Genomic DNA, 24369 nt, shown 5'->3' on the forward strand with positions numbered 1-24369 from the left:
CCTAGAGCAGAACGCGGCCCTGGGGGAACACCCTCTTACGTTAAAATCATACTCCGTCAGACCGGCAGGCCGAGCCGTTCCGCCACACGCTCCGCCAACGCCAGCAGCGCCCGGTCCCGCCCCGGCGCTGCCACGAGGGAGAAGCCGACCGGCGCGCCCTCCACCTTGCCCGCGGGGATGGAGACCTCGGGCAAGCCGCCCAGCCCGGCAATGGCGGTGACGCCGATCGTCACCTCCCGCGCCCAGAGCTGCTCCTCGGCCGAGGCGCCGAGCTTCGGCGCCGGTATGGGCGAGGTGGGATAGACCAGCACCGCCCCGCCCCCCAGCAACCCGAGCAGGCGCTGGCGGAAGGCCCGGCGGTAGGCGCGGCCGGCGGCCGCCTTCTCCGGCGCCATGGCGCGCGCGATGGCGAAGCGCTCGCCCACGCCGGGGCCGAAGGCCGGCTCCGCCGCGGCCACCCAGTCGCCGAGCGTCGCCCAGGCCTCCTCGGCCTGCATGCAGCGGAAGTGCTCGTAGACCACCGCCAGCGTCTCCGTGAACAGGGAGACCTGCAGGCACCCGTCCATCACGGAGCCGACCGCCTCCATCGCGGGCGTCAGGGCGTTGGCCACGGCGGGCTGCGCGTTCATCCAGGCCTCCTGCACGCGCAGGAGGGGCCCCAGCGGCCCTTCCCCACCCAGGGGCAGCAGGACCTCTCCCGTACGGCGCAGGACGGAGGCGCGGCCGGCGAACCAGCCCGCCGTGTCGAAGGAAGGCGCGAGGCCCCGCGTGCCGGTCAGCGGCACCGCGCCCCAGCTGGGCCGGATGCCATAGACACCGCAATAGGAGGCGGGAATGCGGACCGATCCGCCCGTGTCGGAGCCGAGGGCGATATCCGCCTCGCCGGAGGCAACGACGGAGGCGCTGCCGCAGGAGGAGCCGCCGGGGAAGCGGTCCGGCGCGGCAGGGTTCAGGGGCGTGCCGTACCAGACATTCTCGCCCGTCAGCCCGTAGGCGAGCTCCATGGTCTTCGTCTTTCCGACGAAGCGCGCCCCTGCCTCGGCCAGCATCAGCACGGCGGGGGCGGTGGAGGGGGGCACGGGCTGGGTGCGGGCCCAGTCGGGGTTGCCGTAGGTGGTGGGGGAGCCGGCGACGTCGTAGAGATCCTTGGCCGCGAAGGTCAGGCCGGCGAGCGGACCGTCTGGTGCGTGCACCAGCGGCGCCCGCTCCCCCGGCATGAAGCCGCTGCCATCGATCCCATCAGGCATATCGTTTCGAATCCCCTGGTATACAGGTCCGGATGCTGCGGCAGGGTCACGGACCTGTCCATCCGTGCCGCGCCGCAACATTGCACCCGCCGTATCAGCGCGCGCGGAGCAGTTCCGCCACGCGCAGCAGGATCAGCTCGTTGTCGTCGGCGCGGGTCAGGTGGCGGCCCGCGCTGAAGGGCAGGTTGTTGTCGTTGCCGACGATGATGTGGTCCTCATCCACCCGCGCCACGTTCTCGATGGTGAAGAAGGGGAAGGAAAAACGGTCGCGCGGGACGTCCGCGTCCAGGTCGCCGCGCTGGCGCGCCACGCCCTCGGGGTCCCGGATCGCCATCAGGTCGATGTAGCCGATCTTCTTCACGTAGCCCTGCGCGTCGGTCTCGCCGAGGTCGATCAGGGACACGCGCTTCACCTTCGCCGGCGCGTGGAAGCAGGCGGGCGGGGTCTGCCCTGCGGCGCAGGCGCGGGAGGGATCGCCCTCGCCGTCGTCGCGCTCAATCACCAGGGCACGGCGGTCGTCGATCATGTTGAAGTCACCGATGGAGGTCGCGCCCTCCGCGAAGCGGAAGCGCATCGTGCGGCCCGTCCAGTTCCCGTTCGCCGTGTCCAGCTCCAGGATGCGGAGGGTGTTGTCCTCCGGCTTGCCGTCCGCGCCGAACAGGGGCTTCTCCAGCAGGGCGTAGAGGCGGGTGCCGTCCGGGCTCAGCGCCATGCCCTCATAGCCGCCGCTGCGCTGCGACTGCACGGCGACCGTCGCGGCGGGGGTGGCGGGGGAGACGAGGTCCGGGTGGTCCGGGCTGCGGATCGCGCGGGAGTCCAGCGCCGTTTCCACCACGCGGCGCACGCGCCCCTGGGCGTCGATCTGGATCAGGAAGGGGCCGAACTCCTCGCCGATCCAGAAGCCGTCGGCGACGGGCTGCAGGCTCTCCGGGTCGAAGTCCGCGCCGGTCAGGTAGCGGCGCTCCGTGCCCTCGTTCACGATGCGGAAGGGCACGCGGCGCTCGGGGTCGGAGAGGAAGATCGTCTGCAGCACCTGAACCTGGCCGGTGCGGAAGTCAGGGCGGATCTTGTGGAACATCAGCAGCGCGTCGGCGGAGTTGCGCTTGTTGCCGAAGCCGTTGTCCGTCAGCACCCAGTAGGCGCCGGGCTCGCCCACCACGGGCTTGATGCCGGAAAAGCCCTGCACGGCCTGGCCGTTGAACGGCAGGGAAAGCCCGGTGGGGCGGCCGTTCGGCGCGGGGCCCGTCGTGCCGGGCAGGCTGCCGTCCATGCGGCGGTTGTTGGGGCCGGTGTACTTGCCGGCCTGCCGCGCATCCGCCGGTGCGTCCGACGGCGCGGGGATGATCGTGTTCGCCGGCAGGACCGCATGGCCCTCGAGCACGGCCTCGAATCGTCGTTCCTGGGCATTGACGGCAACAGAGAGGGTCAGGAGGGCGGCTGTGGCCAGGAGAAGGGCACGCATGGAATCGGCTGGTCCCGGATAGGTCGGAGCCGGGAGTTAGGCAGGCCGGATTTCGGCCGTTTGACAGCCAGATGACGAAACCATGTCGGTCCCCTCGGCGTGGTCAGGCGGCGGCGCCGAGCAGCAAACAGGCGGCGGCGCCGAGGCTCAGTCCCCAGCGCAGCCGAAGATAGGGCGCGGGGACCAGGCCGCGCCGGGCAGCCAGGGTTTCGACGAGGGCGGTTGCGACCAGGATGACAGCAAGCGTGATCAGGCCGGGCCGGAAGCCGGGCATCAGAAGCGCGATCCAGGCGGCCAGGGCGGGCAGGACGCCCAGGCCCATCCGGCCCCAGGCTGCCCCCTCCTCCCCCGGCGCGGGATGCAGCGCGAGGCCCCAATGGACCGCGCCGAGGAAGGAGGCGATGGCTGCCCCGTAGGCGATCAGCCCGCGCAGCGCGTCCGGGCGCCATTCCGGCGAGGCCAACGCCAGCAGGGCCATCCCGGCGAAGGGGATCAGCCCGGCCGGGCCGAGGATACGGGCAGGGGTGGGGAGAGCTTCGCGCATGGGTCGCATCTCGGGGCGGGAGGCGGTAGCGCAAGCCTCGCCGCGGCACCTCAGAGCGTAGGGGCCGATCCCCGTCCCGCCAGGGCGCGGCTCGGCGCCGCCAGCGCCCACCGCACCCAGCGGAACAGCAGGAACCCGATCGCGAGCATAAGCGCGCCCATCAGCACGAAGCCGCCCGGTGCGGCGCGAGTGGGGAAGACGGCGTCGGTCAGCACCGCTGCCAGGATCACGGCCCCCATGAAGCCCGCCACCTGCACCACGAAGTGGACCGCGTAGCGCCGCACGAAACGGTCCCGTTCCTCCCGCGAGACCGGGATGGGCGGCCCCTTCGCGTTCTCACGGTAGATGTAGCCATGGCCCGAGGGCTTGAACTGGGCGGCCATGCCGAGGCCAAGCAGTTCGCTGAGGCTCATTCCGCCCTCCGTGGCTCCCGTGCCGAGCAGCGCGCGAGGAGTATAGGCGCGCGCTGCGGCCGATCCATACGCCGCGCGCCGCCCCCTCAGGCCGCCACCCAAGGCAGGGGCGGGTGGTCTGCCCGGGCCATCGGGGCCTTCGGGCGGCCTTCCGCGTCCCAGTTGGAAGCGTCCAGCCAGGCCGCGATGGCATCCCGCCGCGCCGGCCACTCATCCGCCAGGATGGAGAACTGCGCCGTGTCCCGAAGCCGCCCCTTGACCACCTTGATGGCCCGCAGCGTGCCCTCGTACCGGAAGCCCAGGCGGGCGGCGGCGTTGCGGGAAGGCCCGTTCAGGGCATGGCACTTCCAGACCAGGCGGCGGTAGCCGAGGTCGTCCATGGCGTGCCGCATCAGCAGGAACATGGCCTCCGTCGCTGCCCGCGTGCGCTGCAGGCGGGGGGAGAACCAGATGTGCCCGATCTCGATCGCGGAATCGGCGGGGAAGATCTCCATCAGGGTCAGCCAGCCATCGGCGGTGCCGGTGCGGTGGGGCCGCACGGCCCAGGCAATGGGATCGTGCTGGGCCGCGAAGGCGGCCACGTGGCGGCGCATGGCCGCCTCGTCCGCGAAGGGGCCGTAGCCGAGATAGGCCCAGCCGGGTTCCGCCCCGGGCGCCTGGGCCGCTGCCCAAAGCTCCGGGGCGTGCCGGGTGTGCAGCGGCTCCAGCTCCACGCTGGCGCCCCGATGGAGGGTGCGGGCCGGCAGGGGCCGGGGAGTGGGATCGACTTCGGGACCTAGGGGCGGGGATTCGGACATGGAGGGGATGCTGCGCCGGGCCAGTCCGCCCCTCAAGCCACCCCTGTTCCGTGACTGCCGCATTGCACAAGCGGCGGGGCCATCCCATACCGTGCCCGCCATGCTGAACGACGCCTCCCCCTCCAAGACCGGCCCGGACCCCAAGCGGCCGGCCATGTCCGCCTTCCACGAGGCCGAGGTGCTGGAGGTCCGCCACTGGACCGACCGGCTCTTCTCCTTCCGCTGCACGCGGGAACCGGGCTTCCGCTTTCTGGCCGGGCAGTTCGCCATGATTGGGCTGATCGTGGACGGCAAGCCGCTGATGCGGGCCTATTCCGTCGCCTCCCCGCCTTGGGAGGAGACGCTGGAGTTCCTCTCCATCAAGGTGCAGGACGGCCCCCTCACCTCCCGCCTGCAGAACATCAAGCCCGGCGACACGGTGCTGATCAACCGCAAGCCCGTGGGCACGCTGCTGCTGGACAACCTGCTGCCCGGGAAGAACCTGTGGTTCCTCTCCACCGGCACCGGCCTGGCCCCCTTCATGTCCCTGATCCGGGAACCCGAGGCCTATGACCGGTTCGAGAAGGTGATCGTGACGCACACCGTGCGCGACGTGGAGGAGCTGGCCTACCGCGAGTACATCACCCAGGACCTGATGCAGCACGAGTTCCTGGGCGAGATGGTCCGGGAAAAGCTCGTCTATTATCCCAGCGTGACGCGCCAGGACTTCCCGACGCGCGGGCGCATCACGGAGCTGATGGACAGCGGCCGCATCTACGCCGATCTCGGCCTGCCGCCTCTCTCGCCGGAGAATGACCGCGTCATGCTCTGCGGCTCGCCGGAGATGCTGGCGGACACCAAGGCGCGGCTGGAGGCGCTGGGCATGAAGGAAGGCAGCGCGCACGAGCCGGCCCACTTCGTGGTGGAGCGCGCGTTCGTCGACAAGTAGGGCGTCGACAAGTAGGGCGTCGACAGGCAAGGCGTCGCTAAATCGGGACAGATGAAGATTAAGTTGCGGCCCCGTTAGAATCGAGGCAGGCTTTCGCATGAGCGCGCCCGTCAGATGGTGCGCCACGAGGGAAGCTTCATGTCCGAGAAGAATGGGGCGGGCCGCCGCGGCCTGCTGCGGGCGGCTGCCGTCGGCGCGACCGGCGCCGCCGTCCTCGCCACGCCGAGCGTCAGCCGCGCGCAGACCGTCACGCTCCGTTTCCAATCCACCTGGCCGCAGCGCGACATCTTCCACGAATTCGCCCAGGACTACGTGGAACGGGTGAACCGCATGGCCGGCGGGCGGCTGCGGGTGGAGCTGCTGGCGGCCGGTGCCGTCGTCGGCGCCTTCCAGGTGCTGGATGCCGTCCATGCCGGCACGCTGGATGGCGGCCACGGGGTGGTCGCCTACTGGTACGGCAAGAACAAGGCCTTCAGCCTGTTCGGCACCGCCCCGCCCTGGTTCGGCGACGCCAACCAGATGCTCGGTTGGTTCTATCACGGCGGCGGGGAGGCGCTGTACCGGGAGCTCCTGCAGGACGTCCTGAAGGTCAACGTCGTCGGCTTCCTCTCCGGCCCCATGCCGACCCAGCCCTTCGGCTGGTTCAAACAGCCGATCGAACGGGTGGATCAGATCCGCGGGCTGAAATACCGCACCGTGGGCCTGGCCGCGGAGCTGATGGCGGAGATGGGCGCGGCCGTCGTCTCGTTGCCCGGCGGCGAGATCGTGCCGGCGCTGGAGCGCGGGGTGATCGACGGGGCGGAGTTCAACAACCCCTCCTCCGACCGCGTCCTCGGCTTTCCCGACGTGGCCAAGGCCTACATGATCCAGAGCTACCACCAGCGGGTGGAGAGCTTCGAGATGCTGTTCAACAAGACGAAGTACGAGAGCCTGCCGGTGGAGATCCAGGCCATCATCCGCCACGGCGCGGAGGCGGCATCGGCCGACATGTCCTGGAAGCTGCAGGACCGCTACTCCAAGGACCTGCTGGAGATGACCCAGCGCCAGGGCGTGCAGGCGCGCCCCCTTCCCCGCCCGGTCCTGGAGGCGCAGCTGGCCGCCTGGAACAAGGTGATCGAGCGGCTGGAGAACGACAACTCCAACCCGAACAACGGACCCTTCTTCAAGAAGGTCTGCGACAGCCAGAGGGAGTGGTGCCGGCGCGTGGGCAACTTCTTCCTGCGCTACGAGGCGAGCCAAGTGGCCGCCTACAACCACTTCTTCGCCGCGCGCTGAGGGGCACGGGACAGGGCGGCGCCATGCAGCGGGTCCTCCTCGGGATCGACCGGCTCTCGACCCTGGTCGGGCAGGCTTTCGCCTGGTGCATCGTCGGCCTCACCTTCGTCGTCACCTACGAGGTGGTGGCGCGATACGCCTTCCGCGCGCCGACCACCTGGGCCTACGACGCCACCTACATGCTCTACGGCGCGCTGTTCATGATGGCCGGCGCATACGCGCTCTCGCGCAACGGGCATGTGCGCGGCGACTTCCTGTACCGCATGATGCCGCCGCGCCGGCAGGCCACGCTCGACCTCGTGCTCTACATCCTGTTCTTCTTTCCCGCGATCTTCGCCTTCATGGTCGCCGGCTGGCACTTCTTCGAGGAGAGCTGGCGGCAGAACGAGCGGTCCATGTTCTCCCCGACCGGCCCGGTGATCTGGCCCTTCAAGTTCCTCATCCCGCTGGTGGGACTCCTGCTGCTTCTGCAGGGGATGGTTGAGGTGGTGCGTTGCATCCGCTGCATCCGGGAAGGCACCTGGCCGCCCCGCCTGTCGGACGTGGAGGAGATGGACCAGCTCATCCTCGCCCAGGCCGAGGAGCGCGGGGCGGAGGCGCTGGCCGCGGACGTCGCGCGCGGGGCGGAGATCACGCCTCCGGCGGAAGCGGCGCGGCGCGAGCGCGCCGCCGACCAGCAGGACGGCCGGTGACAGCACCCGAACAGGATCATGCGCCCCGATGAGCGACCCCGCCCTCGGCCTGACCATGCTCGGGCTGTTCCTGTTCTTCATCCTGCTGGGCTTCCCCATCGCCTTCACGCTGATGGCCATGGGGCTGTTCTTCGGCTACCTCGGCATGGGCGACCGCATCTTCGACCTGCTCGTGCAGCGCACCTACGCGGTGATGGCGAACGACGTGCTCATCTCCGTCCCGCTCTTCGTCTTCATGGGCTACGTGATCGAGCGGGCGAACATCCTGGACCGGCTGTTCCGATCCTTGCAGATGGCCTCCGGCAACATCCCCGGCAGCCTGGCGGTGGCCACCATGGCCACATGCGCGCTCTTCGCCACCGCCACGGGCATCGTGGGCGCGGTGGTCACGCTGATGGGGCTGCTCGCCTTCCCCGCCATGCTGAAGGCCGGCTACGACGTGCGGCTGGCAGCGGGCGTTACCTGCGCGGGCGGGTGCCTGGGCATCCTCATCCCGCCCTCCATCATGCTGATCCTCTACGGGGCCACGGCGGGGGTCTCGGTGGTGCAGCTCTACGCCGCGGCCTTCATCCCCGGCGTGACGCTGGCGGTCTGCTATATCCTCTACATCATCATTCTCGCCATGCTGAAGCCGCGTATGGCGCCGCCCTTGCCGCCGGAGGAGCGGAACATTCCCTTCGGCCGGGTGGTCTGGGCGCTGGTCAGTTCCTTCGTGCCGCTGGCCCTGCTGATCGCCTCCGTGCTCGGCGCCATCCTCATGGGGCTGGCGACGCCCAGCGAGGCGGCGGCCATGGGCAGCCTCGGCTCCATCGTGCTCGCGATCGCCTACCGCGCCTTCACCTGGGCGAAGCTGAGGGAGAGCGTGTTCCTGACGGCCCGCACCTCCGCCATGGTGTGCTGGCTTTTCGTCGGCTCCTACGTCTTCTCCTCCGTCTTCGGCTATCTCGGCGGGCAGTCCGTGGTGGAGGAGTTCGTCAAGTCGCTGCCGCTGAACAGCTTCACCTTCATGATCCTGGCGCAGGCCATCATCTTCGTGCTCGGCTGGCCGCTGGAATGGACGGAGATCATCGTGATCTTCGTGCCGATCTTCCTGCCGCTGCTGGACGACTTCGGCGTCTCGCCCCTCTTCTTCGGGGTGATGATCGCCCTCAACCTGCAGACCTCCTTCCTCTCCCCGCCGGTCGCGATGGCGACCTTCTACCTCAAGGGCGTGGCGCCGAAGCACGTGCGGCTGGAGGACATCTTCGCCGGCGTGATGCCCTTCATCTACATCGTCGTCGCGACCATGGTGGTGATGTACTTCGCGCCGGGGCTGGTGACCTGGCTGCCGGAGACTCTCTACGGCGGCGACGCGCCCGCCGATCCCGGCCTGTCCATGGAAGCCCCGCCGAGCGGCGGCTTCACCGAGGAGGAGGTGCTGCGCGAGTGACCCGTGCCGCCCGCGCCGCATCCTGGCTCGCCGAGGCCCTCTCCACCGGCCGGCCGCTCGCCGCCCTGCCGCCCGACGTGGCTCCGCGCGGCCGCGCGGAGGGCGAGCGGGTGGCCCTGGCCGTGCTGGACGCGCTGGGCATCGTGCCCTGCGGCCTGCGGATGCTGCACGGCACCATCGGCCCCATGATCGAAACCCGCCTGCTGCCGAGCGGCGCAACCGCCGCCCCGCTGCGGCACCCCGTCGCCACCGGCGCGCTCGTCGGCGTGCTGGCCGAGGTGTTGCGGCCCGATGAGGATTCGCGGCCGCGCCTGGCGGCGCTGCACGCCGCGATCGACATCTCGGACCACCGCTTCACCCACGCGCCGGAAGCGCGTGGCGCGCGCGTGGCGGACCTCAACGGCCTCGGCTTCGTCGTCGCCGGCCCGCCGATGGACGACCCGCCGGAGCAGATCGCGCTTGAGGGACGCACGCTGCGCGTGCGCGACGTCCTCGCCCCCGTGGCGGCGGAGGCGCGGCGCCTCGGCGGGCTACCGGCCGGCGCCCTGCTGGTCGCCGCGGGCCTCACCGGCCCGCTCCCGGCCGATGACGGTGCGGTGGCGGCGGATTTTGGGCCGGCGGGCAGGATCTCAGCACGGATCGCCTGAGCGCCCGGCAGATCTTCCGCAGATCATTCGGCGCCGCGTTCACTTCCCCGAGAATTGGCTCTGGCGACACGACCCGGCATCGTTTTACGCTTCCCCCGATGGGTCTGCGCGACGGCCCATCCCCGTGGTGGCCGGAAGCGGCCGCCCGAGGCAACCGAGGTCCGGGCAGCGTCGCGCCCCGGGGGGATTCAGGACCAAGTCCAATCATGAGCACCGTGTATTCATCAACCGTCGCGGCGGAGCGGAACCGCCCGATGACGAAGGAGGAGAGGAAGGTCATCCTCGGCTCCTCCCTCGGCACCGTCTTCGAGTGGTACGACTTCTATCTCTACGGCAGCCTGGCCGGGCTGATCGGCACGCACTTCTTCAGCCAGTACCCCGAGGGCACGCGCAACATCTTCGCGCTGCTGACCTTCGCGGCGGGCTTCCTGGTGCGGCCCTTCGGCGCCATCGTCTTCGGGCGCATCGGCGACCTGGTGGGGCGGAAGTATACCTTCCTCGTCACCATCCTCATCATGGGCGCCTCCACCTTCATCGTCGGCCTCCTCCCCGGCTCGGACACCATCGGCATCCTCGCGCCGATCCTGCTCATCGTGCTGCGCTGCCTCCAGGGCCTCGCGCTCGGCGGAGAGTACGGCGGCGCCGCCACCTACGTGGCCGAGCACGCGCCGAACGGCCGGCGCGGCTTCTACACCTCCTTCATCCAGATCACGGCGACGGCGGGGCTGTTCCTCTCGCTGCTGGTCATCCTGGGCGTCCGCACCTGGATCGGCGAGGCGGCCTTCGCCGAGTGGGGCTGGCGCGTTCCCTTCCTGCTCTCCGTCGTGCTGCTGGGCATCTCCGTCTGGATCCGCTCCACGCTGAACGAGAGCCCGGCCTTCAAGAAGATGAAGGAGGAGGGCACCGGCTCCAAGGCGCCGCTGTCCGAGGCCTTCGGCCAGTGGAAGAACGCCAAGTGGGCGCTGCTCGCGCTGCTCGGCCTCACCATGGGCCAGGCGGTGGTCTGGTACACCGGGCAGTTCTACGCGCTGTTCTTCCTCGGCTCGATCCTGAAGGTGGACGGCCCGACGACGAACCTGCTCATCGCCTGGGCGCTGCTCCTGGGCTCCGGCGGCTTCGTCCTCTTCGGCTGGCTGTCGGACAAGATCGGCCGCAAGCCGATCATCCTCGGTGGCTGCCTGCTGGCCGCGCTGACCTACTTCCCGCTGTTCAAGCTGCTGACGGCGGAGGCCAACCCGGCGCTGCACCAGGCGCAGCAGACCATCCCCGTGCAGGTGCTGACCAATCCGGCGACCTGCTCCTTCCAGTTCAACCCCGTCGGCACAGCGCGCTTCACCCAGCCCTGCGACATCGCCAAGGCCGCCCTCTCGCGCGCCTCGGTGCAGTACTCGGTCGAGGCGCTGCCGGCGAACACGGCGGATGCGGAGACCGCGATCCGCATCAACAACGGCGCGCCCATCCGCGCCACGGACCCCACCTTCGCCCAGCAGCTCTCCGCGGGGCTGACGGCGGCGGGCTACCCGGCCGCGTCCAACCCGTCCGTCGTCAAGATGGCCGGCCCCTTCGACGTGTTCCGCGAGCAGACGGCCGTCATCATCGGCGTCCTCACCATCCTCGTGATCTACGTGACCATGGTGTACGGCCCGATCGCGGCGGCGCTGGTGGAGCTCTTCCCCACGCGCATCCGCTACACCTCCATGTCGCTGCCCTACCATATCGGCAACGGCTGGTTCGGCGGGCTGCTGCCGGCCACCTCGCTGGCGATGGTCGCGCAGACCGGCGACATCTACTACGGCCTCTGGTACCCGATCGTCATCGCGGTCGCGACCGTGATCATCGGTGCCATCTTCATCCCGGAAACCAAGGACCGCGATATCTTCGCGGCCGAGGAATCGGGGAACAACGCGCGGGCCTGAAGATCCGCGCATCAAACTGGGGCGCCGGGAGAGATCCCGGCGCCCTTTCCTTTTCCGGGCCTTGCACGCGCCCGCCACCCCACCCCAAGCTGAAGGCAACGAAGAGCGGGAGGAGGCGGCATGCCGGACGGCGCTTCAGGGAGTCCCTTCCCCGTCCTCCTGCGCGAGGACCGGGGCGCGGTGGCCACCCTTGCCCTGAACCGGCCGGCGGCGCGGAACGGCCTCTCCCTCTCTCTCCTGGATGCGCTGCACTCGGAGCTGGAGGGGATTGCGGCGGACAGCACGGTCCGCTGCGTGGTGATCCGGGCGGAAGGCCCCGTCTTCTGCGCGGGCCACGACCTGAAGGAGATCACCGCGCATTTCGGCGATCCCGATGGCGGCCACGCCTTCTTCTCCGATTCCATGGCGCGTTGCGCGCGGGTGATGCAGGCTATCCCCGCCCTGCCCCAGCCGGTCATCGCTACCGTGCAGGGCCTGGCCACCGCCGCCGGATGCCAGTTGGTGGCTGCCTGCGACCTCGTGATCGCCGCGGAGGAGGCGCGCTTCTGCACGCCGGGCGTGGAGATCGGCCTGTTCTGCTCCACCCCCGCCGTCCCCCTCTCCCGCGCCGTGCCGCGCAAGGCGGCGATGGAGATGCTGCTGACCGGCGAGCCGATCGGGGCGGAGGAGGCGCGGCGCATCGGGCTGGTGAACCGGATCGTGCCGCGCGACGTGCTGGACGAGGCGGCGGCGGAGCTGGCCGCGGGAATCGCCGGCCGTTCGGCCTTCGCGGTGCAGCTGGGCAAGCGGACCTTCCACCGCCAGGCCGGGCTGCCGCTGGAGGAGGCCTACGCGTTGGCCGCGGCCGCGATGGTGGAGAACCTGCTGGCCGAGGACGCGGCCGAAGGGATCGGCGCCCTGCTTGAGAAGCGCGCGCCGGAGTGGAGGCACCGCTGATGGACACAAACCCGCCGCCTTCCGCGAAGCAGGCTTATGACGCCCTGCCCCGCACCGGCGCCAACCACCGCGCCCTGACGCCCCTGCTGTTCGTGGAGCGCGCGGCGGCGACCTTCCCGGACCGCATCGCCGTCATCCACGGCGACCTGCGCCTGACATGGCGGCAGCACCGGGACCGCTGCGTGCGCCTCGCCTCCGCGCTGGCCGCGCGCGGCATCGGGCGTGGGGACACGGTGGCGGCGCTGCTGCCGAATATCCCCGCCATGATCGAGTGCCACAACGGCGTGCCGATGACCGGCGCGGTGCTGAACACCATCAACACGCGGCTGGATGCCGACACCATCGCCTACATCCTGGACCACGGCGAGGCGCGCGCCATCGTGGTGGACAGCGAGCTGGTGCCGCTGCTCGGCCGCGCGCTGGAGATGGTGGCGAACAAGCCCTTCGTGATCGAGGTGAAGGACCCCGTCGCGCCTTTCGACCACACGCTGGGCGGCGAGGATTATGATGCCTTCCTGGCGGGCGGCGACCCGGCCTTCGACTGGCAGCCGCCGGCGGACGAGTGGGACGCGATCGCGCTGAACTACACCTCCGGCACCACGGGGCGGCCGAAGGGCGTGGTGTACCACCATCGCGGCGCCTATCTCGGCGCCATCGGCGACATCCTGGCCTGCGGCATCCCGCCCGCGCCCGTCTATCTCTGGACGCTGCCGATGTTCCACTGCAACGGCTGGTGCTTCCCCTGGGCGGTGGCGGCCGCTTCCGGCACGCATGTCTGCCTGCGCGCCGTGCGCGGGCCGGCGATGTGGGACCTGATCCGCGCACATGGCGTGACGCATATGTGCGGCGCGCCCATCGTGCTGCAGACCCTGGTAAACGACCCCGACCGCGTTCCCGGCACGGGGCTGGTCTTCGGCACCGCCGGTGCATCACCGCCGGAGGCCGTGCTGGCCGCCGCCGACGCGGCGGGCGTGACGGTGCGCCACATCTACGGGCTGACGGAGTGCTACGGCCCTTCCGTGGTGAACGAGTGGCACCCCGAGCACGACGCCCTGCCCGCGCCGGAGCGCGCGGCGCTGATGGCGCGCCAGGGCGTGCGCTACGTGACGCTGGAGGCCTTCGACGTGCTGGACGCGAACGACAACCCCGTACCCGCCGATGCAAAGACGATGGGCGAGGTGGTGATGCGCGGCAACACGGTGATGAAGGGATACCTGAAGGACGCGGCGGCCACCGAGAAGGCCTTCGCGCGCGGCTGGTTCCGCACCGGCGACCTCGGCGTGAAGCACCCGGACGGGTACGTGCAGCTGAAGGACCGCGCGAAGGACATCATCATCTCCGGCGGGGAGAACATCTCCTCTATCGAGGTGGAGGACGCGCTCTACAAGCACCCCGCCGTGGCAGTGGCCGCCGTGGTGGCCGCGCCGGACGAGAAATGGGGCGAGGTGCCCTGGGCCTTCGTGGAGCTGAAGCCCGATGCCGAGGCCACCGAGGCCGCCCTCATCGCCCATGCGCGGGAGAGGCTGGCGAGCTTCAAGGTACCCAAGCGCGTGATCTTCCAGGAGGTGCCGAAGACCTCCACCGGCAAGCTGCAGAAGGTGCCGCTGCGCCAGGCCGTGCGGGCGTGCGAGGTCGGCTGAGGGCTGTCCGTCAGAGCGGCTCGTCGAAGGGGTTGGTGGGGTTCTTGAGCGTCATCCGCCCCCCGGCGACCTGGTCCAGGTCCGCATGGTTCAGCCGGCGTGGGCCCTGCGCGGACAGCGGCAGCTCGCCCGGCGCGATGCCGTATCCGGCGGCGCGCAACAGGGCAGAGGCCGCTTCCGGGTCGGCGGAAGCATCCAGCGCCGGCGCCAGGCGCGCCCGCAGCGCGGGATCGGCCTCCAGGTCCTGCTTCAGGCGCTGCATCTCGGTCGGCACGGGGACTCTCCTCTTTCCTGGTGCCCAGGATAGCCCGGGCGGCGGGATCGGACAGGTGCAACGGCTGTCGCCTTGCGGCCCCCCTGTCCCTGCAGCATGACTCCCACATGACAGAGATCCGCGACAGCCGGCCGGAGGACATCGCGGCGATCGCCCGCATCTATCGCCATTGGGTGGAGACCGGCCGCGCCTCCTTCGAGCTGACCGCGCCGACCGAGGCGGAGATGGCCGCGCGGCGGGATACCATCCTGGCCGGTGGCCACCCCCACCTTGTGGCGACTGACGAGGACGGCGCGGTGCTGGGCTATGCCTATGCCTCCGCCTATCGTCCCCGCCCGGCCTACCGCCACACGGTGGAGAACTCCGTTTACGTTGCGCCCGGCGGCACGAAGGCGGGCACGGGCCGGGCACTTCTCGCCGCCCTGATCGCGCGCTGCGAGGCGGCGGATTTCCGGCTGATGGTCGCCGTGATCGGGGATTCGGCAAATACCCCTTCCATAAGGCTGCATGAGGCGCTGGGCTTCCACCACGTCGGCGTGCTGCCCTCCATCGGGCACAAGCACGGGGTCTGGCTGGACACGGTGCTGATGGCCCGTGCCCTCGGCCCCGGGGATACGGCACCGCCCACCCGGCCCTGAACCGGAAATAACCTCTGTTGAACCGCGGCGGGGCGGGCGCGTTGTCCCCGGGCAATCCGGGAACAAAGAGGACCATGCCCGACACCTCCGCGCCGCCTGTTGCCGGCCACGGCGCCGCGCGGCTCACCAGCGTGGTGCTGGACGCCTACAACGCCGAGCTCCGCGACAAGGAAGGCTTCATCGGCGATCGCGCCAGCAAGCGCGCCTTCCGCGCCATGCTGGAGGAGTGGCGGGACCGCCTGCGCAAGCTGGGGCAGGAGGACCCGCTAGGCGACGAGCCGAGCGACGACATCTCCTGGCGCCGCCTGGAGCGGCTGCTGAAGGACGAGCGCCATGAGGCCGCCGCGCTGGTCCACACCGCGATGGAGGAATTCTCCCAGGAACTGGCCGCCGTCACCCGCCGCTTCCTGAAGCTGAAAGGCTGGAAGGATACGCAGCGCATCGTTGTGGGCGGGGGCATGAGCGGAAGCCGGATCGGCCATCTCTGCATCGGGCGCGCCTCCCTGCTGCTGAAGGCCGATGGCCAGGGGCTGGAACTGCGCCCCATCACCCACGATCCGGACGAGGCCGCCCTGATCGGCGCCGCCCACCTGGCGCCAAGCTGGATCTTCGCGGGGCATGATAGCCTCCTCGCCGTGGACATCGGCGGTACCAGCATCCGCGTCGGGCTGGTGGAGCTGAACCTGCGGAAGATGAAGGACCTCTCCGCCGCCCGGGTCGTCGGGCTGGAGGTCTGGCGCCACCGCGACGACAAGCCGACGCGGGAGGAGGCGGTGAAGCGCATCGCCGCCATGCTGAACGGGATGGTGGCGCTGGCGGAGGCGAAGAAGCGGGCGCTGGCCCCCTTCATCGGCATCGGCTGCCCGGGCATCATCGAGGAGGACGGCTCCATCGACCGCGGCGGCCAGAACCTGCCGGGCAATTGGGAGAGCAGCCGTTTCAACCTGCCGCAGGAGATCGCGGAGGCCATCCCGGAGATTGGCGGCCACGCCACCACTGTGCTGATGCACAATGACGCGGTGTGCCAAGGGCTGAGCGAGGTGCCGAACATGCAGGACGTGGAGCGCTGGGGCATCCTGACGATCGGCACGGGGCTGGGGAATGCCCGCTTCACCAACCGCCGCACGGATTGACACTTCGGACGGCCGATGATCCCTGCCCCGCCATGGCAGGGATCATCGGCATGGCTGGCAGGCGGGGCCTTCTCGGGTTGGTGCTCGGCGCGACCGCCGCGGTGCCCGCCCGGGCCGGGGAGACGTTCGGCGGGATCCCCTTCGCCGCCGCCATCCGGGCCGCCGAGGCCATGGGCGGCGGCCGGCTCGGGGTGAGCGTGCTCGACACTGGCAGCGGCCGCCGCTGCGCGTGGCGCGGCGGGCAGCGCTTCCCCGTCACCAGCACCTTCAAGATGCTCCTGGCCGCCGCGATCCTGGCGGAGGCGGATGCCGGGCGGGAGCGACTGGACCGCCACATCCGCATCACGCCCGCGGACATTCTGGAGTATGCGCCCGTCACCGGCCGGCATGTCAGCCAGGAGGGGATGAGCCTGGGCGAGCTCTGCGAGGCCGCCGTAGTCTGGAGTGACAACACGGCGGGGAACCTCCTCCTCTCCATCCTCGGCGGCCCGGCCGGCCTGACCGGCTTCGTCCGCAGGCTGGAGGACGAGGCATTCCGCCTGGACCGGACGGAGCCGACGCTGAACGAGGCCAGCCCCGGCGACCCGCGCGACACCACCACGCCCGACGCCATGCTCGGCACGATGCAGCGCCTGCTGCTCGGCCCCGCGCTCTCGCCCGAATCCCGCGCAAGGCTGACGGAATGGCTGCTCGGCTGCCGCACGGGCGACGAGAAGATCCGCGCCGGCCTGCCGGCGGGATGGCGCTGCGGCGACAAGACGGGCGGCGGCGGCCACGGCACGAACAACGACGTCGCCATCCTCTGGCCTCCGGGCCGCGCGCCGATCCTCGTCACGGCCTATCTGACGGAGAGCGCGGCGCCGCTGGCGGCCCGCAACGCCGCCCTGGCGGCGGTGGGGCGCGCCGTCGCTGCCGCGTAGCGCCTATTCCAGCCGGATCGCGGCTTCCTGCACCAGCCGCCCCAGGCGCTCGGCGTCCCGCCGCACGAGGCCGGCCGCGTCCGCGGCCGTACCGCCGCCGGGGATGTAGCCCGCCTCCACGAGGCGGCGATTGATGGTGGGGTCCGCAAGGCTGCGGCCATAGGCCGCCTCCAGTTTCCGCAGCACCTCCGGCGGCAGTCCGGCCGGGCCCAGCACCATGTACCAGACGGACATGTCGTAGCCGGCGAAGCCCTGCTCCTGCACCGTCGGGGTATCCGGCAGCGCTGTGGCGCGCTGAGGCAGGGTGGTGGCCAGCGCCCGCATCCGGCCCTCCCGGATATAGGGCAGGTAGGTGGCCAGCGTGTCGATGTTCACGTCCACGTCGCCCGCCAGCAGCGCGTTCACGGACTGGCCGGTGCCGCGGAACGGAATGTGGGTCATTTTCATGCCGGTGCGGCGGGCGATGAGCTCGCTGGCCAAGTGCTGCTGGCTGGCGACGCCGGAGGTGCCGTAGTTCAGCCCGTCCGGCCGCGTCCCGGCGTAGCGGATCAGCCCGGCGATGTCCCGCGCCGGGTTCTCGGCGCGCACCACCATCACCAGCGGCAGCGTGCCTACCAGCATGATCGGCGTGAAATCGCGAAGCTGGTCGTAGGGCGGCGGACGCATCAGCGGCGCGACGGTGCATTGCGTGCTGACCGTCCCGGTGAGCAGCGTGTAGCCGTCCGGCCTGGCCCGGGCAACGACGCCCGCCGCCAGGGTTCCGCTGGCGCCGGGGCGGTTTTCGACGGTGATCGGCTGGCCCAGCTCCTCCTGCAGGCGCGGGCCGAGCATGCGGGAGACGATGTCCGTGCCCCCGCCTGGCGCGAAGCCGACCATCATCGTGATCGGGCGGCTCGGATAAGTCTCCTGTGCTCCGGCGGCCGCCGGCAGCGCCGCCGCGCCCAGGCCCGCGAGAAGATCGCGCCTGCGGATCATGGATTCCTCCCGTTCTTATGGAGGAAGCCTGGACCAGCCCGCGGCGCCGCGTCCAGTCACGGCTCGGCGGTGCGGTTCCCGCCCGTCACGGCCAGGGCGCCGGCTCCGTGCTGCCGGCAATGTAGAGGGGATGGCCGGGCTGGCCGTCCGCCGTCACCTTCAGCGCGAGAGGTTTCGCCCCCGCCTTCGCCAGCAGCCCGGCCAGCTGCGCCGCCCGCCAGCGCAGCGGCTTGGGCGGCAACCCCCAGGCAACGATCAGCCTCTCCGCCCGCGCCGCCCAGTCCGCGATGGCCTCGTCGTTTCCCGGCCCCACCGGGTCCTCCGCCTCCAGCAGCATCGTCGGCTTCGTCGCGCGCAGGGCGAAGGCGTTCAGCACCACCATGGCGCCGTAACCCCAGCGCCGCGTGAAGTCCCGCGCCCGGCGCACGGTGGGGTCGTCCACCGTCTCGTCCGCTGTGCTGGGGTTCATCATGATCCAGGCGCAGACGCCGGGGCTGCCGAAGGGCAGCCCGTCCCAGCGCCGCTCCAGCACCGTGCGGTAGCGGCCATCGGCGGAGAACTCCGCGCGGCTGACCACCTCCGCCCCGATCTTCAGGCGCACCTTCCCGCCGGGATCGTGCAGGTCCTGCGGACGCCCGGCTTCGGGGAAGAGGTCGCCGCCCATCCTAGCGCGCGCTGGCGCTCGCCTCGGACCGCGTGGCGCCCACGCGGGTGGCCAGGGCCGCGGCCATGAACTCGTCCAGGTCGCCGTCCAGCACGGCGGCCGGGTTGCCCTTCTCCACCCCCGTCCGGAGGTCCTTCACCATCTGATAGGGCTGCAGGACATAGGACCGGATCTGGTGGCCCCAGCCGATATCGGTCTTCCCCGCCTCGGTGGCGGCGGAAACCGCCTCCCGCTTCTGCAGCTCCAGCTCGTAGAGGCGGGCGCGCAGCATATCCATGGCAATGGCGCGGTTGCGGTGCTGGGAGCGGTCCTGGGTGGAGGCCACCACGATCCCCGTGGGGATATGGGTGAAGCGCACGCCCGATTCCGTCTTGTTCACGTGCTGCCCGCCGGCACCCGACGCCCGGAACGTGTCGGTCCGCAAGTCGGCGGGGTTGATGTCCACCTGAATCTTGTCGTCGATCACCGGGTAGACATAGACGGAGGCGAAGCTCGTCTGCCGCTTGTCGTTGCCGCCGAAGGGCGAGATGCGGACGAGCCGGTGCACGCCCATCTCGGTCTTCAGCCAGCCATAGGCGTTGGGGCCGCTGACCTGGATCGTGGCGGACTTGATCCCGGCCTCGTCGCCCTCGCTCTGCTCGGTCAGCGAGACCTTGTAGCCGTGTGCCTCCGCCCAGCGCGTGTACATGCGGAGCATCATCTCCGCCCAGTCCTGCGCGTCCGTGCCGCCGGCGCCGGAGTTCACCTCCACATAGGCGTCGTTGGCGTCCGCCTCGCCGGAGAGGAGGCTCTCGATCTCCCGGCGCTTCGCCTCGGCCGCGAGGCGGTGCAGGTCGGCCACGGCGGCGTCGGCGGTGCCGGAATCATCCTCCGCCTCGGCCAGCTCGATCAGGTCCAGCGCGTCCTGCACGTCCTGCTCGAGCTTCTTCACCCCATCGATCTGGTCGGAGAGGCGGGTGCGCTCGCGCATCAGCTTCTGCGCCTCGGCGGCGTCGTTCCAGAGGGAGGGGTCCTCGGCGCGGGCGTTCAGCTCGTGCAGCCGCACGGTGGCCGCATCCCAGTTCAGGTGGCGGCGCAGCAGGGCGACGCTGTCGGCGATCTGGGCCTTCAGGCCCTCGGCATCGGCACGCATGGTTCGGCAGGTCCAGTCGGATCGCGTGAACCGCCGATCCGATCTCCTCGAAAGTGAAAGGGGCGCCCCACCGGAGATGGGACGCCCCCGAGATAGGGTATCCTGGCCCGACCTAGTAGAGCCCGCCCAGGCTGCTGTCCACGGCCGAGGCCGTGGCCCCGCCCGAACCGCCGCCGCCGCCATAGCCACCGCCGCCTTCCCCGCCACCGGAGCCGACATTGCCGCCCATCGGCGGGCGGGCCGCGTTCTCCGTGCCGGGCTTGAAGGGCTCCAGGATGGACTGGCCGTTGCTCGTCTGCACCCGCACCAGGGCCACGCCCGGGGGGGCGCGGAAGGGAACGGGCGGGCTGTCCTGCAGGGCCGCCGAGACCACCTCGTTGAAGATCGGGGCCGCGTTGCCGCCGCCCGTCTCGCCCTCGCCGAGGCTGTGCGGGTCGTCGAAGCCCACCCAGACCGCCACCACGATGTCCGGGGTGAAGCCGACGAACCAGTTGTCGAAGTAGTCGTTCGTCGTGCCGGTCTTGCCGGCCACGGGGCGGTTCAGCCCCTTGGCGGCGGCAATGCCGGTGCCGCGCGTGGTCACGCCCTGGAGGATGGAGACCATCTGATAGGCCGCGATGGGGTCCACCACCTGCTGGCGCTGGTCCTCCAGCACGGGCGGGCCGGCGGAGACGTCGCGGTTGCAGCCCACGCAGCGCCGGGCGTCGTTGCGCCACACCACGTGGCCGAAGCGGTCCTGCACGCTGTCGATCAGGCTCGGCTCCACCTTCTTGCCGCCATTGGCGAAGGAGGCGTAGCCGGCAGCCATCCGCATCACCGTCGTCTCGCCCGCGCCCAGCGCCATGGAGAGGACGCGCGGCATGTTCGGGATCACCCCGAAGCGCCGGGCGGTATCGGCCACCTTGTCGATGCCGACCTCCTGCGCCAGCCGGATGGTGACGAGGTTGAGGGACTTCTCCACGGCGGTGCGCATCGTCACCCAGCCGTTGGAGGTGCGGTCCCCGTAGTTGCCCGGCCGCCAGATGCCCTGGGGCGTCGCCAACTCGAAGGGCGCATCCAGGAGCTGCTGGTTCGGCGGGATGCCCTGCTCCAGCGCCGTGACATAGACGAAGGGCTTGAAGGAGGAGCCGGGCTGCCGCATCGCCTGGGTGGCGCGGTTGAACCAGGACTTGTCAAAGTTGAAGCCGCCGGACATGGCGAGCACCCGGCCCGTGGAGGGGTCGAGCGCGACCACCGCGCCCTCCACCTGCGGGATCTGGCGCAGCGCCAGCCGCTCCCGCGCCGGGGCGCGGGCATCGCCGCGGGCGGGGGCGGAAACCGTCTCCACCATCACCACGTCGCCGGGCGTCACGAGGTCGGCCATGCGGCGGGCGCCGACGGCGCGGCTGCCCTCGCGCTGCACGCGGCTCCAGGCCACGTCCTCCATGGCCAGCCGGCCCTCGCGCGGCTGGGCGGGCGTGCGGGGGCCGCCGGGGCGCTCGGCCCAGCCCAGCCGGGCCTCGCGCGCGCCCACCTCCAGTACCACGGCCAGCCGCCACTCCGGCAGCATGCCGGACACGCGCTGCACGCCCTCCAGCGCCGGCATCCAGTCGGCGGCGGCGGCGGAAACCTTCGTCACCGCGCCGCGCCAGGCGCCGCGCCGGCGGTCATAGGCCATCAAGTGGTCGCGCAGCGCCTTCTCCGTCGCCGCCTGCAGCTTCGGGTCCATGGAGGTGCGGACCACGAGGCCGCCCATGGTCGTCTGCTCCGGCCCGAAGCGGGCGTTCAGGTCGCGCCGCACCTCCTCCGTGAAGTACTGGCCCACGGCCACCATGTCCGGCCGGGCGCGGCCGCGGTACTGGATCGGCTCCTGCTTGGCGGCATCGGCCTCCTGCCGGGTGACGGCGCCGTCCTCCACCATGCGGTCCAGCACCCAGTCGCGCCGGGCCTTCGCGGCCTCGGGGAAGCGGGCGGGGTTGTAGTTGTTCGGGGCCTTGGGCAGCACCGCCAGGAAGGCGGTCTCGCCGAGCGTCAGCTCGTCCAGCCCCTTGTTGAAGTAGTTCTGCGCGGCGGCGGCAACGCCATAGGCCTGGGCGCCCAGGAAGATCTCGTTCAGGTAGATCTCGAGGATGCGCTCCTTGCTCATCGCCTGCTCCAGGCGGTTCGCCAGGATCGCCTCACGCACCTTGCGCATGATGGTGCGGTCCGCGCCCACCAGCATGTTCTTCGCCACCTGCTGCGTGATGGTCGAGGCGCCGACGCTGCGCCGCCCCGTGCCCATCTGCTCCAGGTTGGTGAAGACCGCGCGGGCGATGGCGAAGGGATCCACGCCGTGGTGAGACCAGAAGTTCTGGTCCTCGGCGGAGACGAAGGCCTGCTGCACGCGCCTGGGGATGGCCGCGATCGGCACGAAGACGCGCCGCTCCAGCGCCATCTCCGCCATCAGGCGGCTGTCGGCGGCATAGATGCGCGACATCTGCGGGGGCTGGTAGTCGGCCAGCCAGGCGTGGTCCGGCAGGTCCGCGGTGGCCGTGCGCCACACGCCATAGGCGGCGATGGAGCCGATGATCACGCCGATGAGGGCGACGGAGAACACGAATCCCACGGTCCGGCGCAGCCAGATCGCCCGCCGCGGGCGGGTGCGCTCCTTCTGTGGCCGCGGCGGCGGCACCGGCGGGATATCCATCTGGTCGTGCGGATCCCCATGGTGATCTGCGGGAGCGGAGCCGTCCCGGGGGCGGCGCTCACCCACCAGGGGCCGTTCGGCGCGGAGATCTCTGGAAGCCATTCCGTTCCTCATGGCCGCCATTGGTCCGGGCGGCCTCACAATCATTTAGCAACTGGCGTGGCGCGGGGGCGAATGACAGGCCCGTGCCCCTCTGCACAGAATTCTTACCACTAAGAGCCGGATCGGCGCCCCTGCCGGTGCGTCGTCCCACCCCCGCGCGGGGGTCGGGGCCTTAACCGGCCCCCGGCCCCCGGGTTGTGGCCGCGCCGCGGTTCCCCCGGCCCTGTGGCCCCGGCGCCATGGTGCGGCGCCCTGTCCCCCCGCTCATCCCACGGATGTCACGCCCAGGCCCGGGCGCTCCAGGTAGTCCTCCACCGCCCCGGCCAGGGCGGTGGCCACGACCGCCCGGTGCTCGGGCCGCTTGAGCTGCGCCTCGTCCCGCCGGTCCGAGAGGAAGCCGATCTCGACGAGCATCGAGGGCACGTCGGGCGACTTCAGCACGGCGAAGGCGGCCTGCCGGTGCGTGTTCGGCAGCAGGGGCACGCGCGGGCGCAGCGCGGAGACGGCCATGCCCGCCAGCCGGGCCGATCCCTGCCGCGTCTCCTGCCGCACGAGGCTGAGGAGGATGCGCTGCACGTCCGCCGGCACGGGGGGCAGGTTCAGCCCGCCCGCCGAATCCGCCGCGTTCTCTCGCCGGGCGAGCGCGGCCGAGAGGGCGTCCGAGGCCGTCTCGGACAGGGTATAGACGCTGGCCCCCCGCGCGCCGGGCGCGGAATCCGCGTGGATGGAGACGAAGAGGACGGCGCGGTTGCGGCGGGCGAAATCCACCCGGCCAGCCAGCGGCACGAAGGTGTCGCGGCTGCGGGTGAGGAGCACGCGGCACCGCCCGCCCGCCTCCAGCCGCCGCTTCATCTCCTGGGCGGCGGCCAGGACGATCCGCTTCTCATAGGTGCCGGTGGCGCCGATGGTGCCAGGGTCCTTGCCCCCATGGCCGGGGTCCAGCACCACCACCGGCCGCGGCGCCGCCTGCCCCTGGGCGATCGGGCGGCCCGGCCCGGCCATGCGGGCGAAGCCGACGGCGGGCCCGGGACGGATGGAGAGGACGAGCGCGCCGCCCTCTTTCGAGACGTCCGGCATCGCTACGGGGCCGGAGAGGTCGATCACCAGCCGCCGGGCGCGAGCGTCCCAGCGGGCCGCGCGCACGGGGCCGGACCCGGCCAGGGCGCGCGGCCCGTCCCAGTCGTGGCGCGGCAGGCTGAGGATCAGGCGCGCCGGCCGGGCATCGGCGGTCAGGCGCCAGGCCTGGCCGGCCGCGCCGGGCAGCACCAGCCGCGCCGCCCCGCCATCCGCCCCCAGGCTCGCCGATTCGGCCCTGGCCAGGCCCGGTGCCGCCAGCGCGGCGAGCGCGGCCGCCAGCAGGCCGCGGCGCGGAAGAGTCGGTCCCATCCCCCTCAAGCCCCCCATGATGATCCCCAGCGCATCCCCCGATGCGCCATATCCGGCCACATCGTAGCACCGGGATTGCGGTTGAAGCGTGACGGAGGGAAACGGGCCGCTTCGGCGGCCGGTGTGTCCTGCCGCACACAGCGCCTTGCCCCCCGCCCACCCCCTGCGTATGGTGCCTTGCCCCGGCGGCACGCCGCCGGTGGAGGGTTCCGGGCGCGGCCGATACAGGGCCGCCGGTCCATTCCGATGGGACGCCCGCCCCCTTATCGCCCCGGAAGGGGCCGCCGCCAGAGCCGGTTCCCGGCCCCCGCGTCGGCCCACGGGGGCGCGGGGAGAACCACCCTCTCCGGCGCGCGCCATGCGGCGCGGCAGGGCCGAGCGCCACCGACGGATATCCCGAGCGCGGGAAATCCAGGTGGCCATGGACCGCAACGCGCCAGTCGCCGGCCCGCCCGCGCGCCTTATGGGCTGCGCCTAAGGGGTCGCGCACGGCACGCCGAAACCATTGGGGCATCCCCGGATGCCCGACACGGGAGAAAGGACGGATGACGGCG

The 24369-nt window shown here is 71.3% G+C and carries 22 protein-coding genes; 11 read left to right on the top strand and 11 right to left on the bottom strand.

The features are described from left to right. Positions 1–56 precede the first annotated feature (56 nt). The 5 genes from NRP21_RS15955 to NRP21_RS15975 all read right to left on the bottom strand — a co-directional run bounded on the left by NRP21_RS15955 (position 57) and on the right by NRP21_RS15975 (position 4463). Positions 57–1247 carry an amidase gene (locus tag NRP21_RS15955; RefSeq protein WP_257717216.1) on the bottom strand — a complete coding sequence of 397 codons (1191 nt, stop codon included), beginning with the start codon at positions 1245–1247 and terminating at the stop codon, positions 57–59. 94 nt (positions 1248–1341) lie between these two features. Beyond that, entirely contained in the window at positions 1342–2709 is a 1368-nt protein-coding gene (locus NRP21_RS15960) for an esterase-like activity of phytase family protein (RefSeq protein WP_257717217.1), read from the bottom strand. 103 nt (positions 2710–2812) lie between these two features. Beyond that, entirely contained in the window at positions 2813–3253 is a 441-nt protein-coding gene (locus NRP21_RS15965; RefSeq protein WP_257717218.1) for a DUF3429 domain-containing protein, read from the bottom strand. Between the two features lie 50 nt (positions 3254–3303). Then, positions 3304–3666, bottom strand: coding sequence for a hypothetical protein (locus tag NRP21_RS15970; protein ID WP_257717219.1), 363 nt, complete (start codon positions 3664–3666; stop codon positions 3304–3306). A gap of 86 nt (positions 3667–3752) precedes the next feature. Further along, entirely contained in the window at positions 3753–4463 is a 711-nt protein-coding gene (locus tag NRP21_RS15975) for a GNAT family N-acetyltransferase (RefSeq protein WP_257717220.1), read from the bottom strand. 154 nt (positions 4464–4617) lie between these two features. Here NRP21_RS15975 and NRP21_RS15980 point away from each other — a divergent pair, with 154 nt between their 5' ends. From NRP21_RS15980 to NRP21_RS16015, 8 genes are all read left to right on the top strand, one after another. Next, on the top strand, positions 4618–5391 hold the full coding sequence (locus NRP21_RS15980) for a ferredoxin--NADP reductase (protein WP_257717277.1): 774 nt from the start codon (positions 4618–4620) through the stop codon (positions 5389–5391). A 138-nt stretch (positions 5392–5529) separates the two neighbouring features. Continuing rightward, positions 5530–6666: a TRAP transporter substrate-binding protein gene (locus NRP21_RS15985; protein WP_257717221.1), complete on the top strand. Its 1137-nt coding sequence runs from the start codon at positions 5530–5532 to the stop codon at positions 6664–6666. 23 nt (positions 6667–6689) lie between these two features. Continuing rightward, positions 6690–7358, top strand: coding sequence for a TRAP transporter small permease subunit (locus NRP21_RS15990; RefSeq protein ID WP_257717222.1), 669 nt, complete (start codon positions 6690–6692; stop codon positions 7356–7358). Between the two features lie 28 nt (positions 7359–7386). After that, positions 7387–8787, top strand: a complete 1401-nt coding sequence (locus NRP21_RS15995) for a TRAP transporter large permease (protein ID WP_257717223.1) — start codon at positions 7387–7389, stop codon at positions 8785–8787. Further along, the gene (locus tag NRP21_RS16000; protein WP_257717224.1) at positions 8784–9434 is read left to right on the top strand and encodes a hypothetical protein; all 651 of its coding nucleotides are present in this window, start codon (positions 8784–8786) and stop codon (positions 9432–9434) included. Before NRP21_RS15995 ends, NRP21_RS16000 begins: the two co-directional genes overlap by 4 nt. A 206-nt stretch (positions 9435–9640) precedes the next feature. Then, positions 9641–11350 carry an MFS transporter gene (locus tag NRP21_RS16005; RefSeq protein WP_257717225.1) on the top strand — a complete coding sequence of 570 codons (1710 nt, stop codon included), beginning with the start codon at positions 9641–9643 and terminating at the stop codon, positions 11348–11350. A 120-nt stretch (positions 11351–11470) separates the two neighbouring features. Next, positions 11471–12286, top strand: coding sequence for an enoyl-CoA hydratase (locus tag NRP21_RS16010; protein WP_257717226.1), 816 nt, complete (start codon positions 11471–11473; stop codon positions 12284–12286). Continuing rightward, positions 12286–13926, top strand: coding sequence for an AMP-binding protein (locus NRP21_RS16015; protein ID WP_257717227.1), 1641 nt, complete (start codon positions 12286–12288; stop codon positions 13924–13926). The genes NRP21_RS16010 and NRP21_RS16015 overlap by 1 nt, the downstream gene beginning before the upstream one ends. A 10-nt stretch (positions 13927–13936) precedes the next feature. On the opposite strand, the gene NRP21_RS16020 is transcribed toward NRP21_RS16015, so the two are convergent. Then, a complete protein-coding gene (locus NRP21_RS16020) occupies positions 13937–14200 on the bottom strand; it encodes a Nif11-like leader peptide family natural product precursor (RefSeq protein WP_257717228.1) in 264 nt (87 codons plus the stop codon). Between the two features lie 107 nt (positions 14201–14307). Here NRP21_RS16020 and NRP21_RS16025 point away from each other — a divergent pair, with 107 nt between their 5' ends. The 3 genes from NRP21_RS16025 (at position 14308) to bla (ending at position 16891) form a co-directional block, all read left to right on the top strand. Then, a complete protein-coding gene (locus NRP21_RS16025) occupies positions 14308–14838 on the top strand; it encodes a GNAT family N-acetyltransferase (RefSeq protein WP_257717229.1) in 531 nt (176 codons plus the stop codon). Positions 14839–14912: 74 nt separating this feature from the next. Continuing rightward, a complete protein-coding gene (locus NRP21_RS16030; protein ID WP_257717230.1) occupies positions 14913–15971 on the top strand; it encodes an ROK family protein in 1059 nt (352 codons plus the stop codon). 32 nt (positions 15972–16003) lie between these two features. Then, a complete protein-coding gene (gene bla, locus NRP21_RS16035; protein WP_257717231.1) occupies positions 16004–16891 on the top strand; it encodes a class A beta-lactamase in 888 nt (295 codons plus the stop codon). Positions 16892–16894: 3 nt separating this feature from the next. Here bla and NRP21_RS16040 read toward each other — a convergent pair whose 3' ends face one another. The 5 genes from NRP21_RS16040 to NRP21_RS27910 all read right to left on the bottom strand — a co-directional run bounded on the left by NRP21_RS16040 (position 16895) and on the right by NRP21_RS27910 (position 23815). Then, positions 16895–17866, bottom strand: a complete 972-nt coding sequence (locus tag NRP21_RS16040; protein ID WP_257717232.1) for a Bug family tripartite tricarboxylate transporter substrate binding protein — start codon at positions 17864–17866, stop codon at positions 16895–16897. A gap of 85 nt (positions 17867–17951) precedes the next feature. Continuing rightward, positions 17952–18530, bottom strand: coding sequence for a DUF1643 domain-containing protein (locus NRP21_RS16045; RefSeq protein WP_257717233.1), 579 nt, complete (start codon positions 18528–18530; stop codon positions 17952–17954). Position 18531: 1 nt separating this feature from the next. Then, on the bottom strand, positions 18532–19662 hold the full coding sequence (prfB, locus tag NRP21_RS16050; RefSeq protein ID WP_257717234.1) for a peptide chain release factor 2: 1131 nt from the start codon (positions 19660–19662) through the stop codon (positions 18532–18534). Positions 19663–19774: 112 nt separating this feature from the next. After that, the gene (locus tag NRP21_RS16055; RefSeq protein ID WP_257717235.1) at positions 19775–22327 is read right to left on the bottom strand and encodes a penicillin-binding protein 1A; all 2553 of its coding nucleotides are present in this window, start codon (positions 22325–22327) and stop codon (positions 19775–19777) included. A gap of 366 nt (positions 22328–22693) precedes the next feature. Continuing rightward, the gene (locus NRP21_RS27910) at positions 22694–23815 is read right to left on the bottom strand and encodes an N-acetylmuramoyl-L-alanine amidase family protein (RefSeq protein WP_308219904.1); all 1122 of its coding nucleotides are present in this window, start codon (positions 23813–23815) and stop codon (positions 22694–22696) included. Between the last annotated feature and the right edge of the window lie 554 nt (positions 23816–24369).

The organism is Roseomonas populi, from assembly GCF_024594815.1.
In the GTDB taxonomy this organism is placed as follows: domain Bacteria; phylum Pseudomonadota; class Alphaproteobacteria; order Acetobacterales; family Acetobacteraceae; genus Roseomonas; species Roseomonas populi.